At 73.3% G+C, this 20,085-nt stretch carries 20 protein-coding genes; 14 read left to right on the plus strand and 6 right to left on the minus strand.

All coding sequences use genetic code 11. The annotated features are described in order from the left end of the window. Positions 1-84 precede the first annotated feature (84 nt). From ACFY2K_RS21300 to ACFY2K_RS21310, 3 genes are all read left to right on the plus strand, one after another. On the plus strand, positions 85-684 hold the full coding sequence (locus ACFY2K_RS21300; RefSeq protein ID WP_360237602.1) for a DUF5998 family protein: 600 nt from the start codon (positions 85-87) through the stop codon (positions 682-684). A gap of 94 nt (positions 685-778) precedes the next feature. Then, a complete protein-coding gene (locus ACFY2K_RS21305) occupies positions 779-1,966 on the plus strand; it encodes an alkaline phosphatase family protein (RefSeq protein WP_375889248.1) in 1,188 nt (395 codons plus the stop codon). 61 nt (positions 1,967-2,027) lie between these two features. Continuing rightward, a complete protein-coding gene (locus tag ACFY2K_RS21310; protein WP_375889245.1) occupies positions 2,028-2,684 on the plus strand; it encodes a thymidine kinase in 657 nt (218 codons plus the stop codon). Positions 2,685-2,966: 282 nt separating this feature from the next. Here ACFY2K_RS21310 and ACFY2K_RS21315 read toward each other — a convergent pair whose 3' ends face one another. Further along, positions 2,967-3,707 carry a VOC family protein gene (locus ACFY2K_RS21315; protein ID WP_387713173.1) on the minus strand — a complete coding sequence of 247 codons (741 nt, stop codon included), beginning with the start codon at positions 3,705-3,707 and terminating at the stop codon, positions 2,967-2,969. A 166-nt stretch (positions 3,708-3,873) separates the two neighbouring features. Between ACFY2K_RS21315 and ACFY2K_RS21320 the strand changes: the two genes are divergently transcribed. After that, on the plus strand, positions 3,874-4,749 hold the full coding sequence (locus ACFY2K_RS21320) for a sulfurtransferase (RefSeq protein WP_387713148.1): 876 nt from the start codon (positions 3,874-3,876) through the stop codon (positions 4,747-4,749). Positions 4,750-4,857: 108 nt separating this feature from the next. On the opposite strand, the gene sepH is transcribed toward ACFY2K_RS21320, so the two are convergent. After that, the gene (gene sepH / locus ACFY2K_RS21325) at positions 4,858-5,937 is read right to left on the minus strand and encodes a septation protein SepH (RefSeq protein WP_375889239.1); all 1,080 of its coding nucleotides are present in this window, start codon (positions 5,935-5,937) and stop codon (positions 4,858-4,860) included. A gap of 517 nt (positions 5,938-6,454) precedes the next feature. Between sepH and ACFY2K_RS21330 the strand changes: the two genes are divergently transcribed. Continuing rightward, complete coding sequence (locus ACFY2K_RS21330; RefSeq protein WP_380527128.1) at positions 6,455-7,318, plus strand: hypothetical protein; 864 nt, start codon at positions 6,455-6,457, stop codon at positions 7,316-7,318. A gap of 15 nt (positions 7,319-7,333) precedes the next feature. Here ACFY2K_RS21330 and ACFY2K_RS21335 read toward each other — a convergent pair whose 3' ends face one another. Both ACFY2K_RS21335 and ACFY2K_RS21340 read right to left on the minus strand, forming a co-directional pair. Then, a complete protein-coding gene (locus tag ACFY2K_RS21335) occupies positions 7,334-8,656 on the minus strand; it encodes a D-arabinono-1,4-lactone oxidase (protein ID WP_387713152.1) in 1,323 nt (440 codons plus the stop codon). A gap of 123 nt (positions 8,657-8,779) precedes the next feature. Then, positions 8,780-10,048 carry an MFS transporter gene (locus tag ACFY2K_RS21340; RefSeq protein WP_387713155.1) on the minus strand — a complete coding sequence of 423 codons (1,269 nt, stop codon included), beginning with the start codon at positions 10,046-10,048 and terminating at the stop codon, positions 8,780-8,782. Between the two features lie 131 nt (positions 10,049-10,179). On the opposite strand from ACFY2K_RS21340, the gene ACFY2K_RS21345 reads away from it, so the two are divergent. After that, positions 10,180-11,322, plus strand: a complete 1,143-nt coding sequence (locus ACFY2K_RS21345; RefSeq protein WP_380527134.1) for a ferrochelatase — start codon at positions 10,180-10,182, stop codon at positions 11,320-11,322. 21 nt (positions 11,323-11,343) lie between these two features. Continuing rightward, positions 11,344-12,162: an inositol monophosphatase family protein gene (locus ACFY2K_RS21350; protein ID WP_387713158.1), complete on the plus strand. Its 819-nt coding sequence runs from the start codon at positions 11,344-11,346 to the stop codon at positions 12,160-12,162. 137 nt (positions 12,163-12,299) lie between these two features. On the opposite strand, the gene ACFY2K_RS21355 is transcribed toward ACFY2K_RS21350, so the two are convergent. Next, positions 12,300-12,485 (minus strand): hypothetical protein, encoded by a 186-nt coding sequence (locus tag ACFY2K_RS21355; RefSeq protein ID WP_030285471.1) that lies wholly within the window; start codon positions 12,483-12,485, stop codon positions 12,300-12,302. A 445-nt stretch (positions 12,486-12,930) separates the two neighbouring features. Between ACFY2K_RS21355 and ACFY2K_RS21360 the strand changes: the two genes are divergently transcribed. From ACFY2K_RS21360 to ACFY2K_RS21375, 4 genes are all read left to right on the plus strand, one after another. After that, a complete protein-coding gene (locus tag ACFY2K_RS21360; RefSeq protein ID WP_063349384.1) occupies positions 12,931-13,584 on the plus strand; it encodes a response regulator transcription factor in 654 nt (217 codons plus the stop codon). Between the two features lie 125 nt (positions 13,585-13,709). Further along, complete coding sequence (locus ACFY2K_RS21365; protein ID WP_375889220.1) at positions 13,710-15,020, plus strand: sensor histidine kinase; 1,311 nt, start codon at positions 13,710-13,712, stop codon at positions 15,018-15,020. A gap of 265 nt (positions 15,021-15,285) precedes the next feature. Further along, the gene (locus ACFY2K_RS21370; protein ID WP_387713163.1) at positions 15,286-16,269 is read left to right on the plus strand and encodes an acyl-ACP desaturase; all 984 of its coding nucleotides are present in this window, start codon (positions 15,286-15,288) and stop codon (positions 16,267-16,269) included. A 506-nt stretch (positions 16,270-16,775) separates the two neighbouring features. Continuing rightward, a complete protein-coding gene (locus ACFY2K_RS21375; protein ID WP_030057692.1) occupies positions 16,776-17,075 on the plus strand; it encodes a DUF4193 domain-containing protein in 300 nt (99 codons plus the stop codon). 240 nt (positions 17,076-17,315) lie between these two features. Here ACFY2K_RS21375 and ACFY2K_RS21380 read toward each other — a convergent pair whose 3' ends face one another. Beyond that, positions 17,316-17,765, minus strand: coding sequence for a DUF3093 domain-containing protein (locus ACFY2K_RS21380; protein ID WP_375889216.1), 450 nt, complete (start codon positions 17,763-17,765; stop codon positions 17,316-17,318). A 136-nt stretch (positions 17,766-17,901) separates the two neighbouring features. Between ACFY2K_RS21380 and ACFY2K_RS21385 the strand changes: the two genes are divergently transcribed. The 3 genes from ACFY2K_RS21385 (at position 17,902) to ACFY2K_RS21395 (ending at position 19,808) form a co-directional block, all read left to right on the plus strand. Continuing rightward, positions 17,902-18,480 carry a PaaI family thioesterase gene (locus ACFY2K_RS21385; RefSeq protein WP_375889447.1) on the plus strand — a complete coding sequence of 193 codons (579 nt, stop codon included), beginning with the start codon at positions 17,902-17,904 and terminating at the stop codon, positions 18,478-18,480. Further along, complete coding sequence (gene dut, locus ACFY2K_RS21390; RefSeq protein WP_375889214.1) at positions 18,477-18,944, plus strand: dUTP diphosphatase; 468 nt, start codon at positions 18,477-18,479, stop codon at positions 18,942-18,944. The genes ACFY2K_RS21385 and dut overlap by 4 nt, the downstream gene beginning before the upstream one ends. Positions 18,945-19,013: 69 nt before the next feature. After that, entirely contained in the window at positions 19,014-19,808 is a 795-nt protein-coding gene (locus ACFY2K_RS21395) for a DUF3710 domain-containing protein (RefSeq protein ID WP_375889212.1), read from the plus strand. The last annotated feature ends 277 nt before the right edge of the window (positions 19,809-20,085 follow it).

Raw genomic sequence — 20,085 nt, forward strand, 5'->3', positions numbered from 1 at the left:
GGTTGCGCCTGCCCGTGGGCGCTGATGTCCGAAGCTCGGCGCCGTGCCGCCCGCTTCGTCGGCGGACCATGCCAGGATGGAGTTATGGCGAAGACCGGTACCACCACCACTCAGGACCTGCGCTCGGCGATCGAGCGCAGCGGCTACTACCCGGCCCTGGTGTCCGAGGCGGTCGAGTCCGCGGTGGGCCCGGAGCCGATCAGCTCCTACCTGGTGCACCAGGAGACGACCTTCGACTCCAACGAGGTGCGCCGGCACGTGACGGTGCTGGTGCTGACCCCGACCCGGTTCGTGGTGAGCCACACCGACGAGCAGTCGGGTGACGCGGGCAGCCCCGCCGTGCCGTTCGCCACCACGTCGACGGAGAGTGTCCGGCTGGACCGGATCGGCTCGGTCGTGCTGAGCCGGATGGTGGCGAACCCGGAGACGTACACGCCCGGGACGCTGCCGCGCGAGGTGGTGCTGACCATCGGCTGGGGCGCGGTGCAGCGCCTGGACCTGGAGCCGGCCGGCTGCTCGGACCCGAACTGCGAGGCCGACCACGGCTACACCGGTTCGGCGACGGCCGACGACCTCTCGCTGCGGGTGAGCGAGGCCGGGGACGGTCCGGAGACGGTGGCCCAGGCGCTGCTGTTCGCCCGGGCGCTGTCCGACGCGACGATCGACAACGGCCCGCGGGTCTGAGGTCCCGGCCGGGCCCCGTCGCGCCCGGCCACCGAGCCCCGCCGTTCCCGATCGCGCGCCCGCCCGCGGTCCCGCCCGCTACGAATCCGGTTCCATGTCCTTCGCACCCTCCGACGGCTACGACGCCTTCGAGATCCTCGACCCGGCCGACGCCCCCGCGCCCCCGTACGGCAGCGGCTCGCTCTGCGACCTGCTGCCCTCGGTGGCGGCGGGCCTGGGCGTCCCGGGGTTCACCGCGACGCTGCCGATCGCCCCGGCCGACCGGGCGGTGGTCTTCCTGGTGGACGGCCTGGGCTGGGAGCTGCTGCTGCGCCACCCCGAGTACGCGCCGTTCCTGTCCTCGCTGGCCGGGAGCTCGCTGGGCGGCTCCGGCCGGCCGCTGACCGCGGGCTTCCCGTCGACCACCGCGACCTCGCTGGCCTCGGTCGGCACGGGTACGCCGCCCGGCCTGCACGGCCTGGCCGGGTACACGGTGGCGGTGCCGGGCACCGACTACCTGATGAACCAGCTGCGCTGGCAGCCGCACACCGACCCGAAGGTCTGGCAGCCGTACCCGACGGTGTTCGAGCAGACCCACCGGGCCGGGGTGGCGACCGCCCAGGTGTCCTCCCCGCTGTTCGCCCAGACCCCGCTGACCAGGGTGGCGCTGTCCGGCGGGACCTTCCTGGGCCGTACCACCGGCGAGGAGCGGATGGACCTGGCCGCCTCCTGGCTGGCCGAGCACGACCGGGCGCTGGTGTACACCTACGTCAGCGAGCTGGACGGCGCCGGCCACCGTTTCGGGGTGGACTCCGACGAGTGGCGGATGACGCTGGACGCGGTGGACCGGCTGGCCCGCCGGCTGGCCGAGCAGTTGCCGCCGCGGTCGGCGATGTACGTGACGGCCGACCACGGCATGATCGACATCGCCCCCGAGGACCGGATCGACTTCGACGAGGACTGGGAGCTCGGTGCCGGTGTCGCCCTGCTGGGCGGCGAGGGCCGGGCCCGGCACGTGTACGCGGTGCCGGGCGCCGCGGCCGACGTGCACACGGTCTGGAGTGAGGTGCTGGGCGACCGGATGTGGGTGGCCACCCGGGACGAGGCGATCGCGGCGGGCTGGTTCGGCCCGACCGTCGACGAGCGGGTGTACCGGCGGATCGGCGACGTGGTCGCCGCGGCGCGCGACGACATCGCGATCGTCGCCTCCCGCAACGAGCCCGGCGAGTCCGCGATGATCGGCCTGCACGGCTCGATGACTCCGGTCGAACAGTTCGTGCCGCTGCTCGAAGTCCGGGGCTGAGGCGGACCCTTGACCCCTTCGCGCCCGAACCCCCTTGATGTGAAAGGCCCTTGCTCCACCCATGGCTGAACTGGTGTTCTTCTCGGGCACGATGGACTGCGGCAAGTCGACGCTGGCGCTGCAGATGGACCACAACCACGCCGCGCGCGGCCGGCAGGGTGTCATCCTGACCCGCAACGACCGGGCCGGCGCCGCCACCATCTCCAGCCGGCTGGGCCTGCGCGCCGACGCGGTCGAGGTGACGGACGACTTCGACTTCCACGGCCACGTGGTGCAGCGGCTCTCGGCGGGCGGCCGGGTGGACTACCTGATCTGCGACGAGGCCCAGTTCTTCGCCGCCGAGCAGGTGGACCAACTGGCCCGGGTGGTGGACGAGCTGGACATCGACGTCTACACCTTCGGCATCACCACCGACTTCCGGACCCGGCTGTTCCCCGGTTCGCAGCGGCTGATCGAGCTGGCCGACCGGGTGGAGGTGCTCCAGGTCGAGGCGCTCTGCTGGTGCGGCGCGCGGGCGACCCACAACGCCCGTACGGTCGGCGGCGTGATGGTGGTCGAGGGCGCCCAGGTGGTGATCGGCGACATCTCGGTGAGCGAGGACGAGATCGGCTACGAGGTGCTGTGCCGCCGCCACCACCGCCGCCGGATGACCGCCGCGACCGCCCGCGCCTCGGTGCTCTCCCCGGACGTGCTGCCCTTCGAGGAGCAGCAGGTCTAGGGCCTGTCCGGCGGATCTTGCCAGGCGCGCGACGCCGGGCATCCCGCCTGGACGCACGCCCGAATCGCCCAAGTACGTCCAGTACGAGGCCGACTCGGGCGCACGCCCAGCCGGGCGCCCAACGCCGCGCGCTGATCTGCCAAGATCCGCCGGACAGGCCCTAACCGCCCCGAGCCGAAGGGGTGCGCCGGTGCCGAATTCGAGGAGCGACAAGCGGGGGACGAGCGCCGGAGCGACGACCGTCGGCGCCGGGTCCGAGCGCCCCGGAGGCGAGTGGGCGAGTCACAGGGCTTCGAGCACCGAGAAGTGCCCGCCCTGCGGGTCGGCCAGTCGGGCGGCCCGGCCGCGGGCGGTGTCGTGCGGTTCGACCAGGACGCGGCCGCCGAGTTCGACGGTGTGACGGGTGGTCAGCTCGGCGTCCCGGACGGCGAAGTGGGTGCGCCAGCGCGGCGGGTGGCCGCGCAGGTCGGCGCGGTGGCGGATGCCCGCGACCGGGCGTCCGTGCACCAGCAGCGCGCTCTCGTCGGCGGTGGGCCGGACCGGCCGGTCGAGCACCGTGCCGTAGAAGGCGGCGGCGCCGTCGGCGTCCGGGGTGAGCAGTTCGGCCCAGGCGGGCCCGCCCGGGTCCGTCCCGGCCTCCCGGCCGAGGTGCTGCTCGGCCTGCCAGAGGCCGAAGACGGCTCCGGAGAGGTCGGCGGCGACGGCCATCCGCCCGGCGTCGTCGGCCTGCAGCGGCCCGACCGCGACGGTGCCCCCGCACTCGCGCACCAGTTGGGCGGTGCGGTCGGCGTCGTCCACGGCGAAGTAGGTGGTCCACTGCACCGGGAAGCCGGTGGTGCTGGAGACGCCGAGGCCGGCGACGGGGGTGCCGTCGAGCTCGGCCCGGACGTAGGCGCCGAGTTGGCCGGGCCCGGGGGAGTACGTCCAGCCGAGCAGCTCGCCGTAGAAGGCGCGCGCGCCGGGCAGGTCGTCGGTCAGCAGGCTGACCCAGCAGGGTGTGCCCTGGGCCAGTCGGAGTTCCACCGCAGGCAATGCGGGCCTCCTCACGGGTGTTCGGCGCACGGAGATCCGGGCGCGCGAGGGTGATGCTTCCACCCTGGCGCGCGCCCAACCCTCGACCCGCGCGGAAAGTCCGGCAAAGAGCGCACAAAGAGCCGCGGTTCGGGCGCGCTGCGCGACAATGGCCGGCATGACCACCTTCAACGACGGTTCCCCGCTGATCTCCGCGGCCGAGCTGCGGGAGGCGCTCGCCTCCGCGCGGCCGCCGGTGCTGCTGGACGTGCGCTACCAGTTGGTCGGTGCCGCGCCGGGCGGCCCGACCGCGGCCGAGGAGTACCGGGCCGGGCACCTGCCCGGTGCCCACTTCGTCGAGCTGGACCGGGATCTCGCGGCCCCGCCCGGCGCTCCGGGCCGGGGCGGGCGCCACCCACTGCCGGATCCGGAGGAGTTCGGCGCGGCGATGCGCGGGTTCGGGGTGAGCTCCGGGCGTCCGGTCGTGGTGTACGACGGTGCGGCGTCGATGGCGGCGGCGCGGGCCTGGTGGCTGCTGCGCTGGGCCGGGCACCCGGACGTCCGGGTGCTGGACGGCGGCTTCGCGGCCTGGCGGGCGGCCGGGCTGCCGGTGACGGCGGAGCTGCCGGAGCCGGCGGAGGGCGACTTCAAGCCCGTGCCGGGGCAGTTGCCGACGCTGGACGCGGACGCTGCCGCGGCCCGGGCGCGCAGCGGTCTGCTGCTGGACGCCCGGTCGGGGGAGCGCTATCGGGGCGAGAGCGAGCCGGTGGACCCGCGGGCCGGACACATCCCGGGCGCGGTGTCGGCGCCGACCGCCGAGAACGTGGGCCCGGACGGGAGGTTCCGCCCGGCGGCCGAACTGCTGGCCCGGTTCCGGGCGTTGGGCGCGGGGGAGCGCGAGGTCGCGGTGTACTGCGGTTCGGGCGTGACGGCGGCGCACCAGATCCTGGCGATGGAGGCGGCGGGCCTGGACGCGGTGCTGTACCCGGGTTCGTGGAGCGAGTGGTCGAGCGACCCGGGCCGCCCGGTGGCGGTGACCGACCAGCCGGGCTGACCGACCGGCCGGGCTGAGCGGGCACCCGTTCTGCGGCAAGGTCTTCTGACGGCCACACAGTGCTGCGGGGCGCCGGCTCGGCCGGCGCCCCGCAGCACTGTCGGTGCGCTACTCCTGCTTCTTGCGCCGGCTGCCGAAGACGATCTCGTCCCAGCTGGGCACGGTGGCCCGGCGGCCGGGCCGGACGCCGTCCGCCTCGGCCTGCCGGTCGGTGGTGCCGACCAGGCGTTCGCGGTGCGGGGCGACGGCGCGCGGCATCAGGATGTCGGCGTAGGCGGAGCCCGCGCCGACCGCCGGGGCGGCGGCCGCGGCCGGCTCCTCGGTCTCCTCGGCGACCTCGGCGGGCACCGGTTCGATCGGGGCGGGGCCGCCGACGGCGAGGTCGCCGCGGAAGGCCGGGACGACGTCGAGCAGGCTGGTCAGCGAGTCCCGGGAGTCGGCGGTGGCCTCGCGCGACTCGCGGACCTCGCGGGCCGACATGATGCGGTCGGCGGAGGGCCGGTCGATCATCGGGCGGGGCGGCCGGTCCTGGGGGAGCCGGGCGATCCGCGGGATGAACGGGAAGACCGAGTCCTCCTCGCGCTCGACCGTCTCGCCGATCAGCGCGCGGGCCTCGTCGTCGTTGGGCTGGACCAGGCGCCGGGGCGGGTCGTACGTCCAGGACGCGCTGCGGCCCTCGCCGTCGGCGCGGTAGGAGAGGATGACCTCCCAGGTGCCGTCGTCGCGCCGCCAGGAGTCCCAGCGTTCGGTGTCCTTCTCGGCGCCGCGCAGGGCGAGCCGCTCGGCGACGGCCTCGCCGAGCTGCGGCCCGGGGGACTCGCCGTTGCGGCGGATCGCGGTCTTGCGGGCGCGCTCGGCCATGAAGGCGCGTTCGGCGAGGACCGGCCCCTCGAAGCGGCGGACCCGGTCGACGGAGATGCCGGCGGCCTGGGCGACCTCCTCGGCGGAGGCTCCGGCTCGTATCCGGGCCTGGATGTCCCGGGGGCGGAGGTGGCTCTCGACCTCGATCTCGATCTGGCCGAGGCGCGGCCGGTCGCCGCGGATGGCGGCGCGCAGCCGCTCGTCGATGGGGAGGGTGTACTCCGTGCTGTCGGCAGCCTTGAGCACCAGCCGTGTGCCGTCGTTGCTGACGGCCACAACCCGCAGTTCGGGCACGGTCACCTCCCGGGTTGTGCCTGCCGACGTCACCTGCGTCGCTGCTCCCGTACTGAGTGTGGCCTGCCCACTCGCGACTGGCCACAACCTTGCTGAGTTCCCCGGCGTGTCGGGCTTACGCCCGGCCACACCGCTGTGGCACGGTTGCCTTTTTGCCACGTCATCCGTCGACGTCGCGTCTGGGTGCCCCGGCCGTCCTCGCACGCGGAGTGTTCGCGACGATCCGGGACCGGCGTCGCCGTGCGTGCCCGCTCAGTGGCTCTTCGTCAAGCTGCCGGTGAAGGCACAGTCGACAAGTCGACCCAAGGCTCGGGCTTTACGAACAGTACTCCATTCGTGGCATCCGGAGGGGCGGCTCGCCGCTCAAGTCTCCCGCGATTCACGGGAATCTCAAGAGCGCGCGCCCCCAACGGCGGACCACCGGCGGATGAACGGTGATCATCTTCACACAATCCGGGAGCGGAGAACCGCATTTTCGTCCCTTGTGTCCTTCTTTGGGCAAGATGGAGAGGCTTGTTCGAGTTGCAGTCGTACGGACCGAGGGATGTTGATGCCGGAGCGGAGCCCCGCCGAGGAGGGCGGCAAGGAGGAGCGCAAGCGGATCGATCTGAGTGTGGCTCAGGTCGTGGCGAGCGCGTTGGCCGCGGTGGTGGGCGCGCTGCTCGCCTCCGAACTCGGCGTGTACGGAACGATCATGGGCGCCGCGGTGGTCAGCATCGGGGCCACCACCGGCGGTGCGGTGTTCCAGCACGTGTTCCGGCGGACCGGCGAGCAGCTGCGCGACGCGGTGGACCGCGGGCCGAACCAGACGGTGAACGGCCTGCGCCAGGCGCCCGCGGAGCAGGAGCACCCGGCTCAGTACGCGGCGCACGAGCCGGCCGGGCCGCCGGTGCTCACCTCGGAGTGGAACGCGCCGCAGGTGGTGCGGGCGCGCCGACGGCTGGGCTGGCGGGGCTACGCGGCGGTCTCCGGTCTGGTCTTCGTCCTGGCGATGACGCCGATCGTGGCGTTCGAGCTGGCCACCGGCCAGCCGGTGTCGGCGACGGTGAAGGGCCGGTCGGGCGACGGGACGTCCTTCGGCGGCACGGTGACGCGCAAGGACCCGCCGCCGCAGGACGTCCCGTCGCAGCGCCCGTCCACCGGGCGCGGCTCGCAGGACGCGCCGTCCGGCGGAGCCTCGGCCCCGGCGACGACGCGGCCGGGTCGGGAGCCGACCGCCACCCCGGGCACCGGCGCGAGCGGGAGCGCCTCTCCCTCGGCGGGCCCCGGTGCGAGCCCGTCGGCCGGTGCCTCGCCGTCGGCGGGCGGCTCGGGCAGGCCCACCGGTGAGGCCACGCCGCAGCCGCCCGTGCCGAGCAACGCCCCGGCGAACGCGACGGTGCCCCCGCCCCCGCCCGCCACCGCGACTCCTTAGGGCCGGTCGTCGAACTTAGGCCCCCAGTACCCGCCGCAGGTAGTCGTTGCCGAAGACGCGCCGGGGGTCGACCTCGTCGCGCAGGGCGGTGAAGTCCTCGAAGTGCGGGTAGACGCCCGCCAGGTACTCGGCGTCGCGGGTGTGCAGCTTGCCCCAGTGGGGGCGGCCCTGATGGGCGGTCATCAGCTGTTCCACGCCGGTGAAGTAGCCCTGGTCGCGGGTGCCCCGGTAGAGGTGGACGGCGATGTAGGCGCTGTCCCGGCCGGAGGCGGTGGAGAGCCAGAGGTCGTCGGCGGGGGCGAAGCGCACCTCGACCGGGAAGCTGACCTTCCAGTCGGAGCGTTCGACCAGGGCCTTCAGTTCGCGCAGCACCCCGGCGACGGCCGCGCGCGGGACGGCGTACTCCATCTCCAGGAAGCGGACCTTGCGCGGGCTGGTGAACACCTTGTACGCGGTGTCGGTGTAGCTGCGGTCGGACCAGGCGCGGCTGGCGAGCGAGGCGATCGAGGGCACGGCGCCGGGGAAGCGGCGGCCGACCCGGCAGGCGCCCTCCCAGACGGTGTTGGAGAGGAAGTCGTCCTCCAGCCACTCCTTGAACCGGGGCAGCGGGGCGGCCGGTCCCTGGCTGCGGTTGTTGCGCTTGGTGGCGCAGCGGTCGGTGTGCGGGAACCAGTAGAACTCGAAGTGCTCGTTGACGGCGGTGAGGTCGTCGAGGCGTTCCAGCACCTCGTCGAAGGTCATCGGCTGCTCGTGGGCGGTGAGCAGGAAGGCCGGTTCGACGCCGAAGGTGAGGGCGGTGATCACGCCGAGGGCGCCGAGGCCGAGCCGGGCGCCCTGGAAGAGCCGGGGGTTCTCGGTGGGGGAGCAGTGCCGGACGCTGCCGTCGGCGAGCACGATCTCCAGGGCGCGGATCTGGGCGGCGAGCGAGCCGGAGTCGCGGCCGGTGCCGTGGGTGCCGGTGCTGGTGGCGCCGGCGACGGTCTGGACCTCGATGTCGCCCATGTTGGTGAGGGAGAGGCCCTCGGCGGCGAGCAGCCGGTTGAGGCGGCTGAGCGGGAGGCCGGACTCGACGGTGACGGTGCCGGCCTCGCGGTCGAGCCCGCGGACGGCGGTGAGGGCGTGCGGCCGGATCAGCAGGCCGTTGCCGGGCGAGGCGATGGCGGTGAAGGAGTGGCCGGAGCCGACGGCCTTGACGCTGCGGCCCTGGTCGGCGGCGCGGGCGATCTCCCTGGCCAGTTCCGCCGCGGTGCCGGGGGTGGCGGTCCGGGCCGGCCGGGCGTTCTGGTTGCCGGCCCAGTTGGTCCACCGGGTGGGGGTCGCGGTGCTGGCCTGGGGCATTGCGCTGCCTCCTGCTCCGTGGCCGATCGGGTCGGCGCGGTCCGGTGCGGCCTGGTCCGTCGGATCCCGGGAGACAGGCCCTACCCGCGGGTAAGGGCCGCGGGTAGGGCGAGATTAGTCAGTTCACCGTTCGACGTCTACGGGTCGGCCGGGCGTTCCGCCGGCCTGGTCGGTGGGCTGCTGGGCGTCGAGTCCGGCGCGCAGTCGGCCGAGTCCGGCCAGGGCGGCGAGGGCGCCGAGCACGCCGGCGGTGAGCGGGACCCAGTAGCCGGCGGCGGCGCCGGAGGCGTCGATCACCCAGCCCGCGGCGGAGGAGCCGACCGCGACGCCGAGGGCCAGGCCGGTGGTGGTCCAGGTCATGCCCTCGGTGAGCTGGGCGGCCGGGACGAGCCGTTCGACCAGGGCCATCGCGGTGATCAGGGTGGGGGAGATGGCGATGCCGGCGACGAGCAGGGCGGCGCCGACCGCGGCGAGTCCGCCGATGCCGTGCACGGCGTGGGCGACCAGCAGGATCGGCACCATGCTGAGCGCCATGAACAGCACGCCGAGGAAGAAGCGCTTCGCCATCGAGCCGGTGAGCTTGACCGCGCCGAACACCACCCCGGCCGCGCAGGAGCCGAGCGCCCACAGGGCGAGGATCACGCTGGAGACCGACTTGTGCCCCTGGGCCTCGGAGTAGGCGACGGTGACCACTTCGACCGAGCCGAAGATCGCGCCGGTGGCGACGAAGGTGAGGATCAGCACCTGGAGGCCGCGGTTGCGGATCACCGAGCTGCCCTGGTGCCGGGCGGCCTCGTGGACCGGGGGCTCGGTGGAGCGCTGGCCGGCGAACAGCAGCACACCGACGGTCAGGAAGACCCCGGCGAGCAGCACGCCGGCCTCCGGGAAGACGGAGGTGGCCAGGCCGATGGAGAGGATCGGGCCGACGATGAAGCAGACCTCGTCGACCACGGCCTCGAAGGAGTAGGCGGTGTGCAGCCGGTCGGGGTCCTCGCGGTAGAGGTGCGCCCAGCGGGCGCGGACCATGGCGCCGGTGCTCGGCATCACGCCCATGCCGGCGGCGAACACGAACAGCGTCCAGTCCGGGGCGCCCAGCCGGGCGCAGAGCAGCAGGCCGACGACGGAGCCGATGGTCAGGGCCATGGCCGGGACGATGATCCTCGCCTGGCCGTGCCGGTCCACCAGGCGGGAGACCTGGGGGCCCAGGACCGCCGCGGAGACGGCCAGGGCCGCCGAGACCAGTCCGGCCACGCCGTACGAGCCGCGCAGTTGGGACAGCATGGTCACGATGCCGATGCCGGTCATCGAGATCGGCAGCCGGGAGACGAAACCGGTGGAGGAGAAGGCCACGGTGCCGGGCGCGGCGAATATTCGGCGGTAGCTGGACAGCACGGGAGCTCCGGGCAGGGGGGTAAGGAACAAGTCTGGTCTAGACAGCTTACGTACGTTGGCAAACGGTATTTTCCGGACGCCCGCGCGGCCCCGGCGCCGGTGCCCGGCCCCTCAGTGGCAGGATCGGTGCCATGTCCGACGCGCGCAAACCCTCCGCCTCCGGCGCCGCCCCGTACGACGCCCTGCTGCTGCTGTCCTTCGGCGGGCCCGAGGCCCCCGAGGACGTCGTCCCGTTCCTGGAGAACGTCACCCGGGGCCGCGGCATCCCCAAGGAACGGCTCAAGGAGGTGGGCAAGCACTACTTCCTGTTCGGGGGCGTCAGCCCGATCAACGAGCAGAACCGGGAGCTGCTCACCGCCCTGCGCAAGGACTTCGCCGAGCACGGGCTGGACCTGCCGGTGTACTGGGGCAACCGCAACTGGGCCCCGTACCTGGTGGATGCCCTGCGGGAGATGGCCGGGGCCGGCCACCGCCGGATCGCGGTGCTCGCGACCAGCGCCTACGCCGGCTACTCGGGCTGCCGCCAGTACCGGGAGAACCTGGCCGACGCGCTGGCCGTCCTCGCCGAGGAGGGCGTCCCGGTACCGACCGTCGACAAGCTGCGGCACTTCTACCACCTCCCCGGCTTCGTCGAGCCGATGATCGACGCCGCCCTGGCCGCCCTGGCCGAGCTGCCCGAGGCCGTCCGGCCCGGTGCCCGGCTGGCCTTCACCACCCACTCCATCCCGGACGCGATGGCCGAGACCTCCGGCGCCCCGGACGACCCGGCCCGGGGCACCCCCGGCGGCGCCTACGTCGCCCAGCACCTGGACGTGGCCCGGCTGATCGCCGCGGCCGTCGCCGAGCGCACCGGCGTGGCCGACCGGCCGTGGCAGCTGGTGTTCCAGAGCCGCAGCGGCGCCCCGCACACCCCGTGGCTGGAACCGGACATCTGCGACCACCTGGAGGCCCAGCACGCCGACGGCGCGCCGGCCGTGGTGATGGTCCCGATCGGTTTCGTCTCCGACCACATGGAGGTCAAGTACGACCTCGACACCGAGGCCGTCGCCAAGGCCGCCGAACTGGGCCTGCCGGTCTCCCGCGCGGCCACCGTCGGCGCCGACCCGCGGTTCACGGCCGCGGTGCGCGAGCTCGTCCTGGAGCGGGCCGCCGTCGAACGCGGTGAGGGCGTGACCCGCTGCGCCCTCGGCACCCTCGGCCCCAGCCACGACGTGTGCGCGGTGGCCTGCTGCCCCAACCCGCGCGCCCCGCGCCCGGCCGCCGCCGAGCGCTGACCCCTTCCGGAGGAGAATCCCGTGCCCACCCCCGCCCAGCCCGACGACCGGCTCCTCGACGACCTGCTGGAGGTGGCCCTGGACGCGGCCCGGCGGGCCGGCGCCCTGCTGCGCGACGGCCGCCCCGCCGACCTCGGCGTGGCCGGCACCAAGAGCAGCCCGGTCGACGTGGTCACCGAGATGGACCTCGCCTCCGAGAAGCTCGTCGTGCAGCTGATCGCCGAGCGTCGCCCCCAGGACGGCTACCTGGGCGAGGAGGGCGCCGAGCGGCCCGGCACCAGCGGGGTGCGCTGGGTCGTCGACCCGCTCGACGGCACGGTCAACTACCTGTACGGGCTGCCCTCCTGGGCGGTCAGCGTGGCCGCCGAGGTGGACGGCCGGGCCGTCGTCGGGGTGGTGTACGCCCCGGCCCGCGGTGAGCTGTTCCACGCCGTGCTGGGCCGCGGCGCCCACCTCGACGGCCGGCCGGTCTCGACCCGCCCGGCCCCGCCCTGGGGACAGGCGCTGATCGCCACCGGTTTCAACTACGTCCAGCCGGTGCGGGTGCGCCAGGCCGAGGTGCTGCTGGCCCTGATGCCCGAGGTGCGGGACGTCCGCCGGGCCGGGGCGGCCGCCGTCGACCTGTGCGACGTGGCCGCCGGGCGGCTGGACGGCTACTACGAGCGGGGCCTCGCCCCCTGGGACCGCGCGGCCGGCTGCCTGATCGCCACCGAGGCCGGTGCGCTGGTCGGCGGCCGCCCCGGGCACGGCCCGGATGGCGAGCTGACCGTGGCCGCCGCTCCGGGCGTGTACCAGCCCTTGCAGGAGCGGCTGGCCGCGCTGCGCGCCTGGGCGGACTGACCAGGGCCCGCGAATCCGGAGGGCCCCGGTGAGAACCCTCCGGACATGCGAAGAGCCCTGGCACACGGGGGATGCCAGGGCCTTGGGGTTTCGCACGGCCCCCGCAGGGCCGCTGGTGCCGGAGTGCCGGCGTCGGGTCAGGCGGCGGTGCGGTGGCGGTCCAGCACGGTGTCCACACCGTGCTCGGCGGCCAGACGACGGAGGTCGTCCAGCTCGGACTGCTCCACCTCGGCGAGGAACTCGTCCCCGGCCTCGATCGCGCGGTGCAGGTCCTGCTCGGCGTTGGCTATGCGCTGCAGGATTCCGGCCTTGAAGGCGTCCATACGGGCCCCCTTACTGTGTCGGACGTGCACGGTCGTGCGCTCTCCGCCCCGAGGAGGGTCCAGCCGGTGAATGCGCCCGGTCCGACGAGTGGTGGATCTCCGGTCGGGCGCGGAGACGGCCCTTCGGCCGCTCCCGGTGAATTCCCAGCCCCAGGGCCGGCGCGGATGAACGCACGGCGGGTGGGTGCGATCGGCCAACAGCCAGATCGCGGGTGTGCAGCTGTCCTCCCCGCCCGGGGAGCCGGGAAACCTCCCGGCGGAAGAAAGTTGCCCGTGTCACAGTCCAAGCGGAGTTCTCCCGACACGAACGGTCACCGCCGAGGGCCCCGGGCCTCCTGCCCGAGGGGCAGCTTATCGCTGCTTTACCGCAGGACCAGGCAGGATGGAGCCACCGTCGGAGCCGTGCGTCCGCTTCCGGGGCCGGCCTGGAGAAGGGACAACGACCGTGCGGGTTCTCGTCGTCGAGGACGAGCAGCTGCTCGCCGAGGCTGTCGCGACCGGCCTGCGCCGCGAGGCGATGGCCGTCGACGTGGTGTACGACGGGGAGGCCGCGCTCCAGCGCATCGCGGTCAACGACTACGACGTGGTGGTCCTGGACCGCGACCTCCCGCTGGTCCACGGCGACGACGTCTGCCGCAAGGTGGTCGAGCAGGGCCTGGCCACCCGGGTGATCATGCTGACCGCCTCCGGCGACATCAGCGACCGGGTCGAGGGCCTGGAGATCGGCGCCGACGACTACCTTCCGAAGCCGTTCGCCTTCAGCGAACTCGTCGCCCGGGTAAGGGCGCTGGGCCGTCGCGCGACCGTCCCGCTGCCCCCGGTGCTGGAACGGGCCGGGATCTCGCTCGACCCCGGCCGGCGCGAGGTGATCCGGGAGGGGCGCACCGTCCAGCTCGCCCCCAAGGAGTTCGCCGTCCTGGAGGTGCTGATGCGGGCCGGCGGCGCCGTCGTCTCGGCCGAGCAGCTCCTGGAGAAGGCCTGGGACGAGCACACCGACCCGTTCACCAACGTCGTGCGGGTCACCGTGATGACGCTGCGCCGCAAGCTCGGCGACCCGCCGGTGATCGTCACCGTGCCCGGTTCCGGCTACCGGATCTGACCGGGACCCGCCCCCCGGAGTCCGTCCCCCCGTAGTCCGGCCCGCCGGACTCCGCCCCGGGATCCGCCCCGGGATCCCCCGCCGTACCCAGCGCCCGCCCCCGGCGGACGCCCGAGAGGACCATCATGACCACCCCGCCGCCCCCGGCCGGCGGGCCCTCCGGCGCGCCCGCCGGCGGCCCGCGAGCCGTTCCGCCCAAGCCCGTGCACCCGCCCCGCCAGTCCCGTCCGCACCAGCCCGAGACCTACGTCCCCGGTGACGGCCTGCTCGCCTGGCTGCCGTTCCGCCCGACCATCCGGATGCGGCTCACCCTGCTCTACGGCGGCATGTTCCTGATGGCCGGCGTGGTCCTGCTGCTGGTCATGTACTTCTTCGTCCAGCAGTCGCTCCAGGAGGTCGGCCAGCCGCACCTGAGGCTCACCGGACCGGGCATCTCCGTGCTCACCCCGGACGGCCAGGTCCTGACCAACCAGAACGCGCTCGACCAGTGGCTGAACGACAACAAGTCCATCCAGGCCGCCGCTGCGCTCAACACCCTGCTGCGCAAGCTGCTCACCGTGCTGGTCTGCCTCGCCGTGATCGCCTTCGCGGCCGGCTACGCGATGGCCGGCCGGGTGCTGCGCCCGCTCGGCCGGATCACCCGCACCGCCCGTGACGTCGCCTCCTCCGACCTGCACCGCCGGATCGAGCTGGACGGCCCGGACGACGAGCTCAAGGAGCTCGCCGACACCTTCGACGACATGCTGGACCGGCTGGACCGCTCCTTCGACTCCCAGCGCCGTTTCGTCGCCAACGCCTCGCACGAGCTGCGCACCCCGCTGGCGATCAACCGGACCCTGCTGGAGGTCCAGCTCTCCGACCCGGCCGCCTCGCCCGACCTCCAGCAGCTCGGCAAGACCCTGCTGGCCACCAACGAGCGCAGCGAGCAGCTGGTCGAGGGCCTGCTGCTGCTCGCCCGCAGCGAGAACGAACTCACCGACCGGCGCGCCGTGGAGCTGTCCGAGGTGGCCACCCGGGCGCTGGAGCAGACCCGGGGCGAGGCCGACAAGCGGGAGGTGGAGCTGCGCTCCAGGCTCGACCCGGCGGTGGTCGCGGGCAACGGCGTGCTGCTGGAGCGGCTGGCGCTCAACCTGCTGCAGAACGCGGTCCGCTACAACACCGCGGGCGGCTGGGTCGAGCTGGCCACCGCCACCGTGCCGGGCGGCGGCGAGCTGGTGGTCTCCAACACCGGCCCGGTGGTGCCCGGGTACGAGCTGGAGCACATCTTCGAGCCGTTCCGCCGGATCAAGGGCGCCGACCGCACCCGCAGCGACAAGGGGGTCGGTCTGGGCCTGTCCATCGTCCGCTCGGTGGTGCGCGCCCACGGCGGCACCATCGAGGCCACCCCGCGCTCCGGGGGCGGCCTCACCATGCGGGTGCGGATTCCGTCCCCGTAGCCGCCCCTGGGGCCGTTCTGCGCCCTCTCGGCCCCGGACGCTGCCGCGTTCCGTGGGCGACCGTTCCCGGCCGCCCCCGCCAGACCGTCAAGACGACATAAGGCCTGGCGGGGGCGGCTTGTCTTTTCCGGCCCCAGCAACTTACGGTGTCGTAACCTACGCAACCGTAAGTGCGTCCGCCGGTTCGTCCGCCGACGGCTCCGACACGACGCGTGCCCGCCCAACGCGCCCGTCCAGCGCGTGTATCCGTCCCCAGGAGCAGCCCGTGACCATCGCCCCTGTGCAGAGCAGCCCCTCGCTCGGATCGAGCGGCTGGACCGACGCGCGGCTGATCCTGGCCCTCGAAGAGGTCGTCGAGAAGGAGCTCAACCGCCACCTGACCGTGGCCAAGGAGTGGATGCCGCACGAGTTCGTCCCGTGGAGCCAGGGTCGCGACTTCGACGGCGTGCTGGGCGGCGAGGCCTGGGCGCTGGACCAGTCCCAGGTGACCCCGCTCGGCCGGGTCTCGCTGGTGGTGAACCTGCTCACCGAGGACAACCTGCCCAGCTACCACCACGAGATCGCGACCATGTTCGGCCGCGAGGGCGCCTGGGGCACCTGGGTGCACCGCTGGACCGCGGAGGAGGGCCGGCACGGAATAGCCATCCGCGACTTCCTGCTCGCCACCCGGGCCGTCGACCCGGTGGAGCTGGAGCGGGCCCGGATGTTCCACATGTCGGAGGGCTTCGAGTCCGACAACGCGCACAGCATGCTGCACTCGGTCGCCTACGTGGCCTTCCAGGAGCTCGCGACCCGCATCTCGCACCGCAACACCGGCAAGTACGCGGGCGACCCGCTGTGCGACCAGCTGCTGGCGAAGATCGCCAACGACGAGAACCTGCACATGGTCTTCTACCGGAACCTGCTGAAGGCCGCCCTGGAGCTCGCCCCGGACCAGGCCATGCGCGCCATCGCCGACGTGGTGATCGACTTCCGGATGCCCGGCCACGGGATCCCCGGTTTCGAGCGCGCCGCCGCCCAGATCGCCATCGGCGGGGTGTACAACCTGCGCATCCACCACGACGACGTGCTCCAGCCGGTGCTGCGCCACCTGCGGGTGATGGAGATCGACGGCCTCGGCCCCGAGGGCCTGCTGGCGCAGAACGAGCTGGGCGTCTTCCTGGACGGGCTGGACGGTCAGGCGCGCAAGTTCGAGGAGCGCCAGGCCGCGCTGCTGGCCCGCCGGGAGGCGCGCCGCAACGCCGGCTAGGACGTCTCCGGGGGCGCTTCCGCCGAGCCGTCGCGCCCCCTGAGGGAGGGGGCGGAGTGGGTGGATTTTCCGTGGTTTGCCCCGGAAGATTCTGAACGTGACCAAGCTCACACCGTGTCGCTCCACGATTCCGGGCGACCCCGGAGAGTGATCACCCCATCGGGGGTGCCGATCGCCGTCCGTGATCGGATTCCGGCCCGCCGCCGGTCCGTCGGATTGGTCGGCATCCCTGGTGGGCAAGGGATTCGACGGACACCTGTACGGGGTTCGCTCACTGTGAGTCGCCGGTTCGGAGGGCGCGCGAGGGGTCGACGATGGCCCTGCGTGAGGCCTTTCGCGCCCTGGAGGATCACCCCAACGGAGCCCTGGCTGAGTGTCGATTGAGTAACGGGGCTTGAAGTAAGGCAAAATCTCCGCCTCGGGTCGGGCACAAGACCGACCCCCCATGCGTTACGTGCGCTGGAGATACCGCACACACCGCACAAACCCGGAGGGGGAGAGCGACAATGGCAACCGACTACGACACCCCACGCAAGACCGACGACGAGCTCAACGAAGACAGCATCGAGGAGCTCAAGGCTCGGCGGAACGACAAGGGCGGCGGCTCCGTCGACGTCGACGAGTTCGACGCCGCCGAGGGCATGGAGCTTCCCGGCGCCGACCTCTCGAACGAGGAGCTCGCCGTCCGTGTCCTGCCCAAGCAGGCGGACGAGTTCACCTGCATGAGCTGCTTCCTGGTCCACCACCGCAGCCAGCTCTACAGCGAGAAGAACGGCAACCCGATCTGCCGGGACTGCGGCGCCTGAGCACCGCAGCGGACAGCGCCAGGTGCCCGTGGCTCCCGCGGCACCGGCACACCGCCCCTTCCGGCCCCGGGCAGCGGGGCCGGACGGCAGGTCCGCGGCCCGTCCTGGCGGACGGACCCGGGAGGACGGAGTCGGTCGGCCACGTGCCGGCCAGGACAAAGTCGTAGGGACGGTCCCGCAGCAGCGGAACCGTCCCTCTCGGTCTTTCGGGGCCCGTTCACGGGCCGGCGGGCGCGTCGGTCAGGTACGGGCGCCGCGCCGGGCCTCCTCCAGGGCCTCGGCCAGCTTCATCGGCGAGCGCGTCGACAGGTAGAGGTACGGCGTCGGGTCGGCCGGATCGCTCACCTCGACCCGCAGCGCCGTCGGGACGTAGCTGCGCAGCAGCATGAAGGCGCGGGGATCGGCCTTCGGACCGCGCCAGGCCGCCGCCTCGGTGGGGCTCAGCGCGTGGGCGGCACCCAGCGCGTCCACCGGGATCCGGGCCGGCCCGGCCACCAGCGAGCCCTGCACCACGCGGATCCGCGCCGAGCCGTAACTGCTGATCGCCACCGCGCCGATGGCGATGCCGGCCACCAGGCCGACCAGGGCGGCCGGCCCGCTGACCCGGATCAGGATCAGTGCCAGGGTCAGACCGACTGCGACCGGGAGCAGCCACCAGGAGCGAGGCACCGTGAGGCGTTCGTCGTACATGCCCTCCATTGTGGGCGCCCTGACGCCCGGCTCGGGACGCCACCCCCACCGGAGGTCTTGCTACCCCTGGGTAGGCTGGCGAGCCGTGACCGGTACGACCACCCCCACCACCCCCGCCGACCGGTCGGCGCCCGCGTTGCCGCCGACCCCGACCACCCCGCCGCCGGACGCCGTGATCCCGGAGCGCCACCCCCAGGCGCCCGCCCCCGGCACCCGCCTCGGCTCCCACTACGAGCACTGCTTCGGCTGCGGCCCCCGGCACCCCGGCGGACTGCGGATCGACGCGGTCGCCGGCGAGGGACTCGACGTCACCGCCGAGTTCAGCGTCCGGGACGTGCACCAGGGCGGCCCCGGGCTGGCCCACGGCGGGGTTCTCACCACGGCGATGGACGAGACCCTCGGAACGCTGAACTGGCTGCTCCACGCGCCCGCGGTGACCGGCCGGCTGGAGACCGACTTCCTCAGCCCGGTGCCCGTCGACTCGGTGCTGCACCTGCGCGCCTGGATCACCGGGGTGCACGGCCGCAAGATCTACAGCGCCGCCGAGGGGCGGATCGGCGGCCCCGACGGACCGGTCGCCGTGCGTGCGCAGGCGCTCTTCATCCAGGTGAAGCTGGAACACTTCACCTCGCACGGTCGACCCGAGGACATCGAGAAGGTCCTCGACGACCCGGATCTGATGAAGCGCGCACGAGCCTTTGAGGTGAACCCTTGAGCGAGACCCCCCGTCCGCAGCTGGACGTCCTGATCAGGCGCATCGACGCCGAGCTGCCGCTGCCCGAGTACGCGCAGCCCGGGGACGCCGGTGCCGACCTGCGGACCACCGTCGACGCCGAGCTGGCCCCCGGTGAGCGGGCGGTGCTCCCCACCGGCATCGCCATCGCCCTGCCGGACGGCTACGCGGCCTTCGTCCACCCGCGCTCCGGGCTGGCAGCTCGTTGCGGAGTTGCCCTCGTGAACGCCCCGGGGACGGTCGATGCCGGGTACCGTGGAGAGATCAAGGTGATCGTCGTCAATCTGGACCCGCGCGAGGGGGTCAGCTTCCGCCGAGGGGACCGGATCGCCCAGCTGGTCATCCAGCAGGTCGAGAAGGCCCGCTTCCACGAGGTGGCCGAGCTGCCGGGGTCGGCACGCGCCGAGGGTGGGTTCGGGTCGACCGGTGGCCACGCCGCGGTCTAGCATTCCCGCGGCCTCGCAGGAAGCCGAGCAGGTATTCGCATCGGTCTTGGACCGGGAAGGACAGTGACCGTGTTCCGTCGTCGCCAGAAGAGCGAGGACGCTGTCGAGCAGCTCGCCGACGACGCCATCAGCGCCGACGAGACGGCCGATGACGTCGAAGGTTCCGCCGAGAGCGAGAACGTGACCGAGCTGGACCCGGCCGACAAGGTCGGCCTCCCGCCGGCCCCGCGGCCGGACGGCCCGTGGGACCACACCGAGCTGGAGACGCCGGAGGAGGGACGGGTCGACCTCGGGGGTCTGCTGGTCCCCGGCGTCGAGGGCATGGAGCTCCGCGTCGAGGTCGCCGGTGACGCGATCGTCGCGGCCACCCTGGTGCTCGGCAACAGCGCCATCCAGCTCCAGGCCTTCGCGGCCCCGAAGTCGGAGGGCATCTGGGGGGAGGTCCGCGAGGAGATCGCCAACGGCATCACCTCGCAGGGCGGTCTGATCGACGAGGAGGAGGGCCCGCTCGGCTGGCACCTCCGTGCCCAGGTCCCGGTGCAGCTGCCGGACGGCACCCAGGGCGTCCAGCTGGTGCGCTTCGTCGGCTGTGACGGGCCGCGCTGGTTCCTCCGCGGTGTGATCTCGGGCCAGGCCGCCGTGCAGCCCGAGATGGCCGGCATCCTGGAGCAGGTCTTCCGGCAGACCGTCGTCGTCCGCGGCGAGACCCCGATGGCTCCGCGCGACCCGATCGTGCTCAAGCTCCCCGAGGACGCCCAGATGGTCGCCGACGGTGGCGGGGCCGCCGCTGCGCCCGAGGGCGAGGGCCGCTACGGCTCGCTCGACCCGTTCGCGCGCGGCCCGGAGATCACCGAGGTCCGCTGACCGCCTCCTCGGTCGTCACTGCTGATCGCCTCCGCCCGGACCCCGGGCGGAGGCGATTTGCATGTGGCGGGTCGGTCCCCGTACAGTTCCGGAGTCGCCGCGGGAGACCGGGGCGACAAAGCGGAAAGTGAATCCGATGAATGAAACTCCGGAAAACGGAGTGGAAAACATCTGATAAGCTTGAAACACGAAAGAACGAAGCGCCCGGAGGGCCCGCTGGAAGGCGGTCCGAAGGAAGCGTCCGTTCCTTGAGAACTCAACAGCGTGCCAAAAGTCA

The sequence above is a fragment of the Kitasatospora sp. NPDC001309 genome (assembly GCF_042896295.1).
In the GTDB taxonomy this organism is placed as follows: domain Bacteria; phylum Actinomycetota; class Actinomycetes; order Streptomycetales; family Streptomycetaceae; genus Kitasatospora.

Bases quoted from the DNA above. Each gene is read 5' to 3' on its own strand.
- ACFY2K_RS21335 (WP_387713152.1), bottom strand. From the start codon at position 8,656: ATGCCCCAGGCCAGCACCGCGACCCCCACCCGGTGGACCAACTGGGCC.
- ACFY2K_RS21355 (WP_030285471.1), bottom strand. From the start codon at position 12,485: ATGGACGCCTTCAAGGCCGGAATCCTGCAGCGCATAGCCAACGCCGAG.
- ACFY2K_RS21365 (WP_375889220.1), top strand. From the start codon at position 13,710: ATGACCACCCCGCCGCCCCCGGCCGGCGGGCCCTCCGGCGCGCCCGCC.
- ACFY2K_RS21345 (WP_380527134.1), top strand. From the start codon at position 10,180: ATGTCCGACGCGCGCAAACCCTCCGCCTCCGGCGCCGCCCCGTACGAC.
- ACFY2K_RS21380 (WP_375889216.1), bottom strand. From the start codon at position 17,765: ATGTACGACGAACGCCTCACGGTGCCTCGCTCCTGGTGGCTGCTCCCG.
- ACFY2K_RS21310 (WP_375889245.1), top strand. From the start codon at position 2,028: ATGGCTGAACTGGTGTTCTTCTCGGGCACGATGGACTGCGGCAAGTCG.
- ACFY2K_RS21330 (WP_380527128.1), top strand. From the start codon at position 6,455: ATGCCGGAGCGGAGCCCCGCCGAGGAGGGCGGCAAGGAGGAGCGCAAG.
- ACFY2K_RS21320 (WP_387713148.1), top strand. From the start codon at position 3,874: ATGACCACCTTCAACGACGGTTCCCCGCTGATCTCCGCGGCCGAGCTG.
- ACFY2K_RS21375 (WP_030057692.1), top strand. From the start codon at position 16,776: ATGGCAACCGACTACGACACCCCACGCAAGACCGACGACGAGCTCAAC.
- ACFY2K_RS21300 (WP_360237602.1), top strand. From the start codon at position 85: ATGGCGAAGACCGGTACCACCACCACTCAGGACCTGCGCTCGGCGATC.
- ACFY2K_RS21305 (WP_375889248.1), top strand. From the start codon at position 779: ATGTCCTTCGCACCCTCCGACGGCTACGACGCCTTCGAGATCCTCGAC.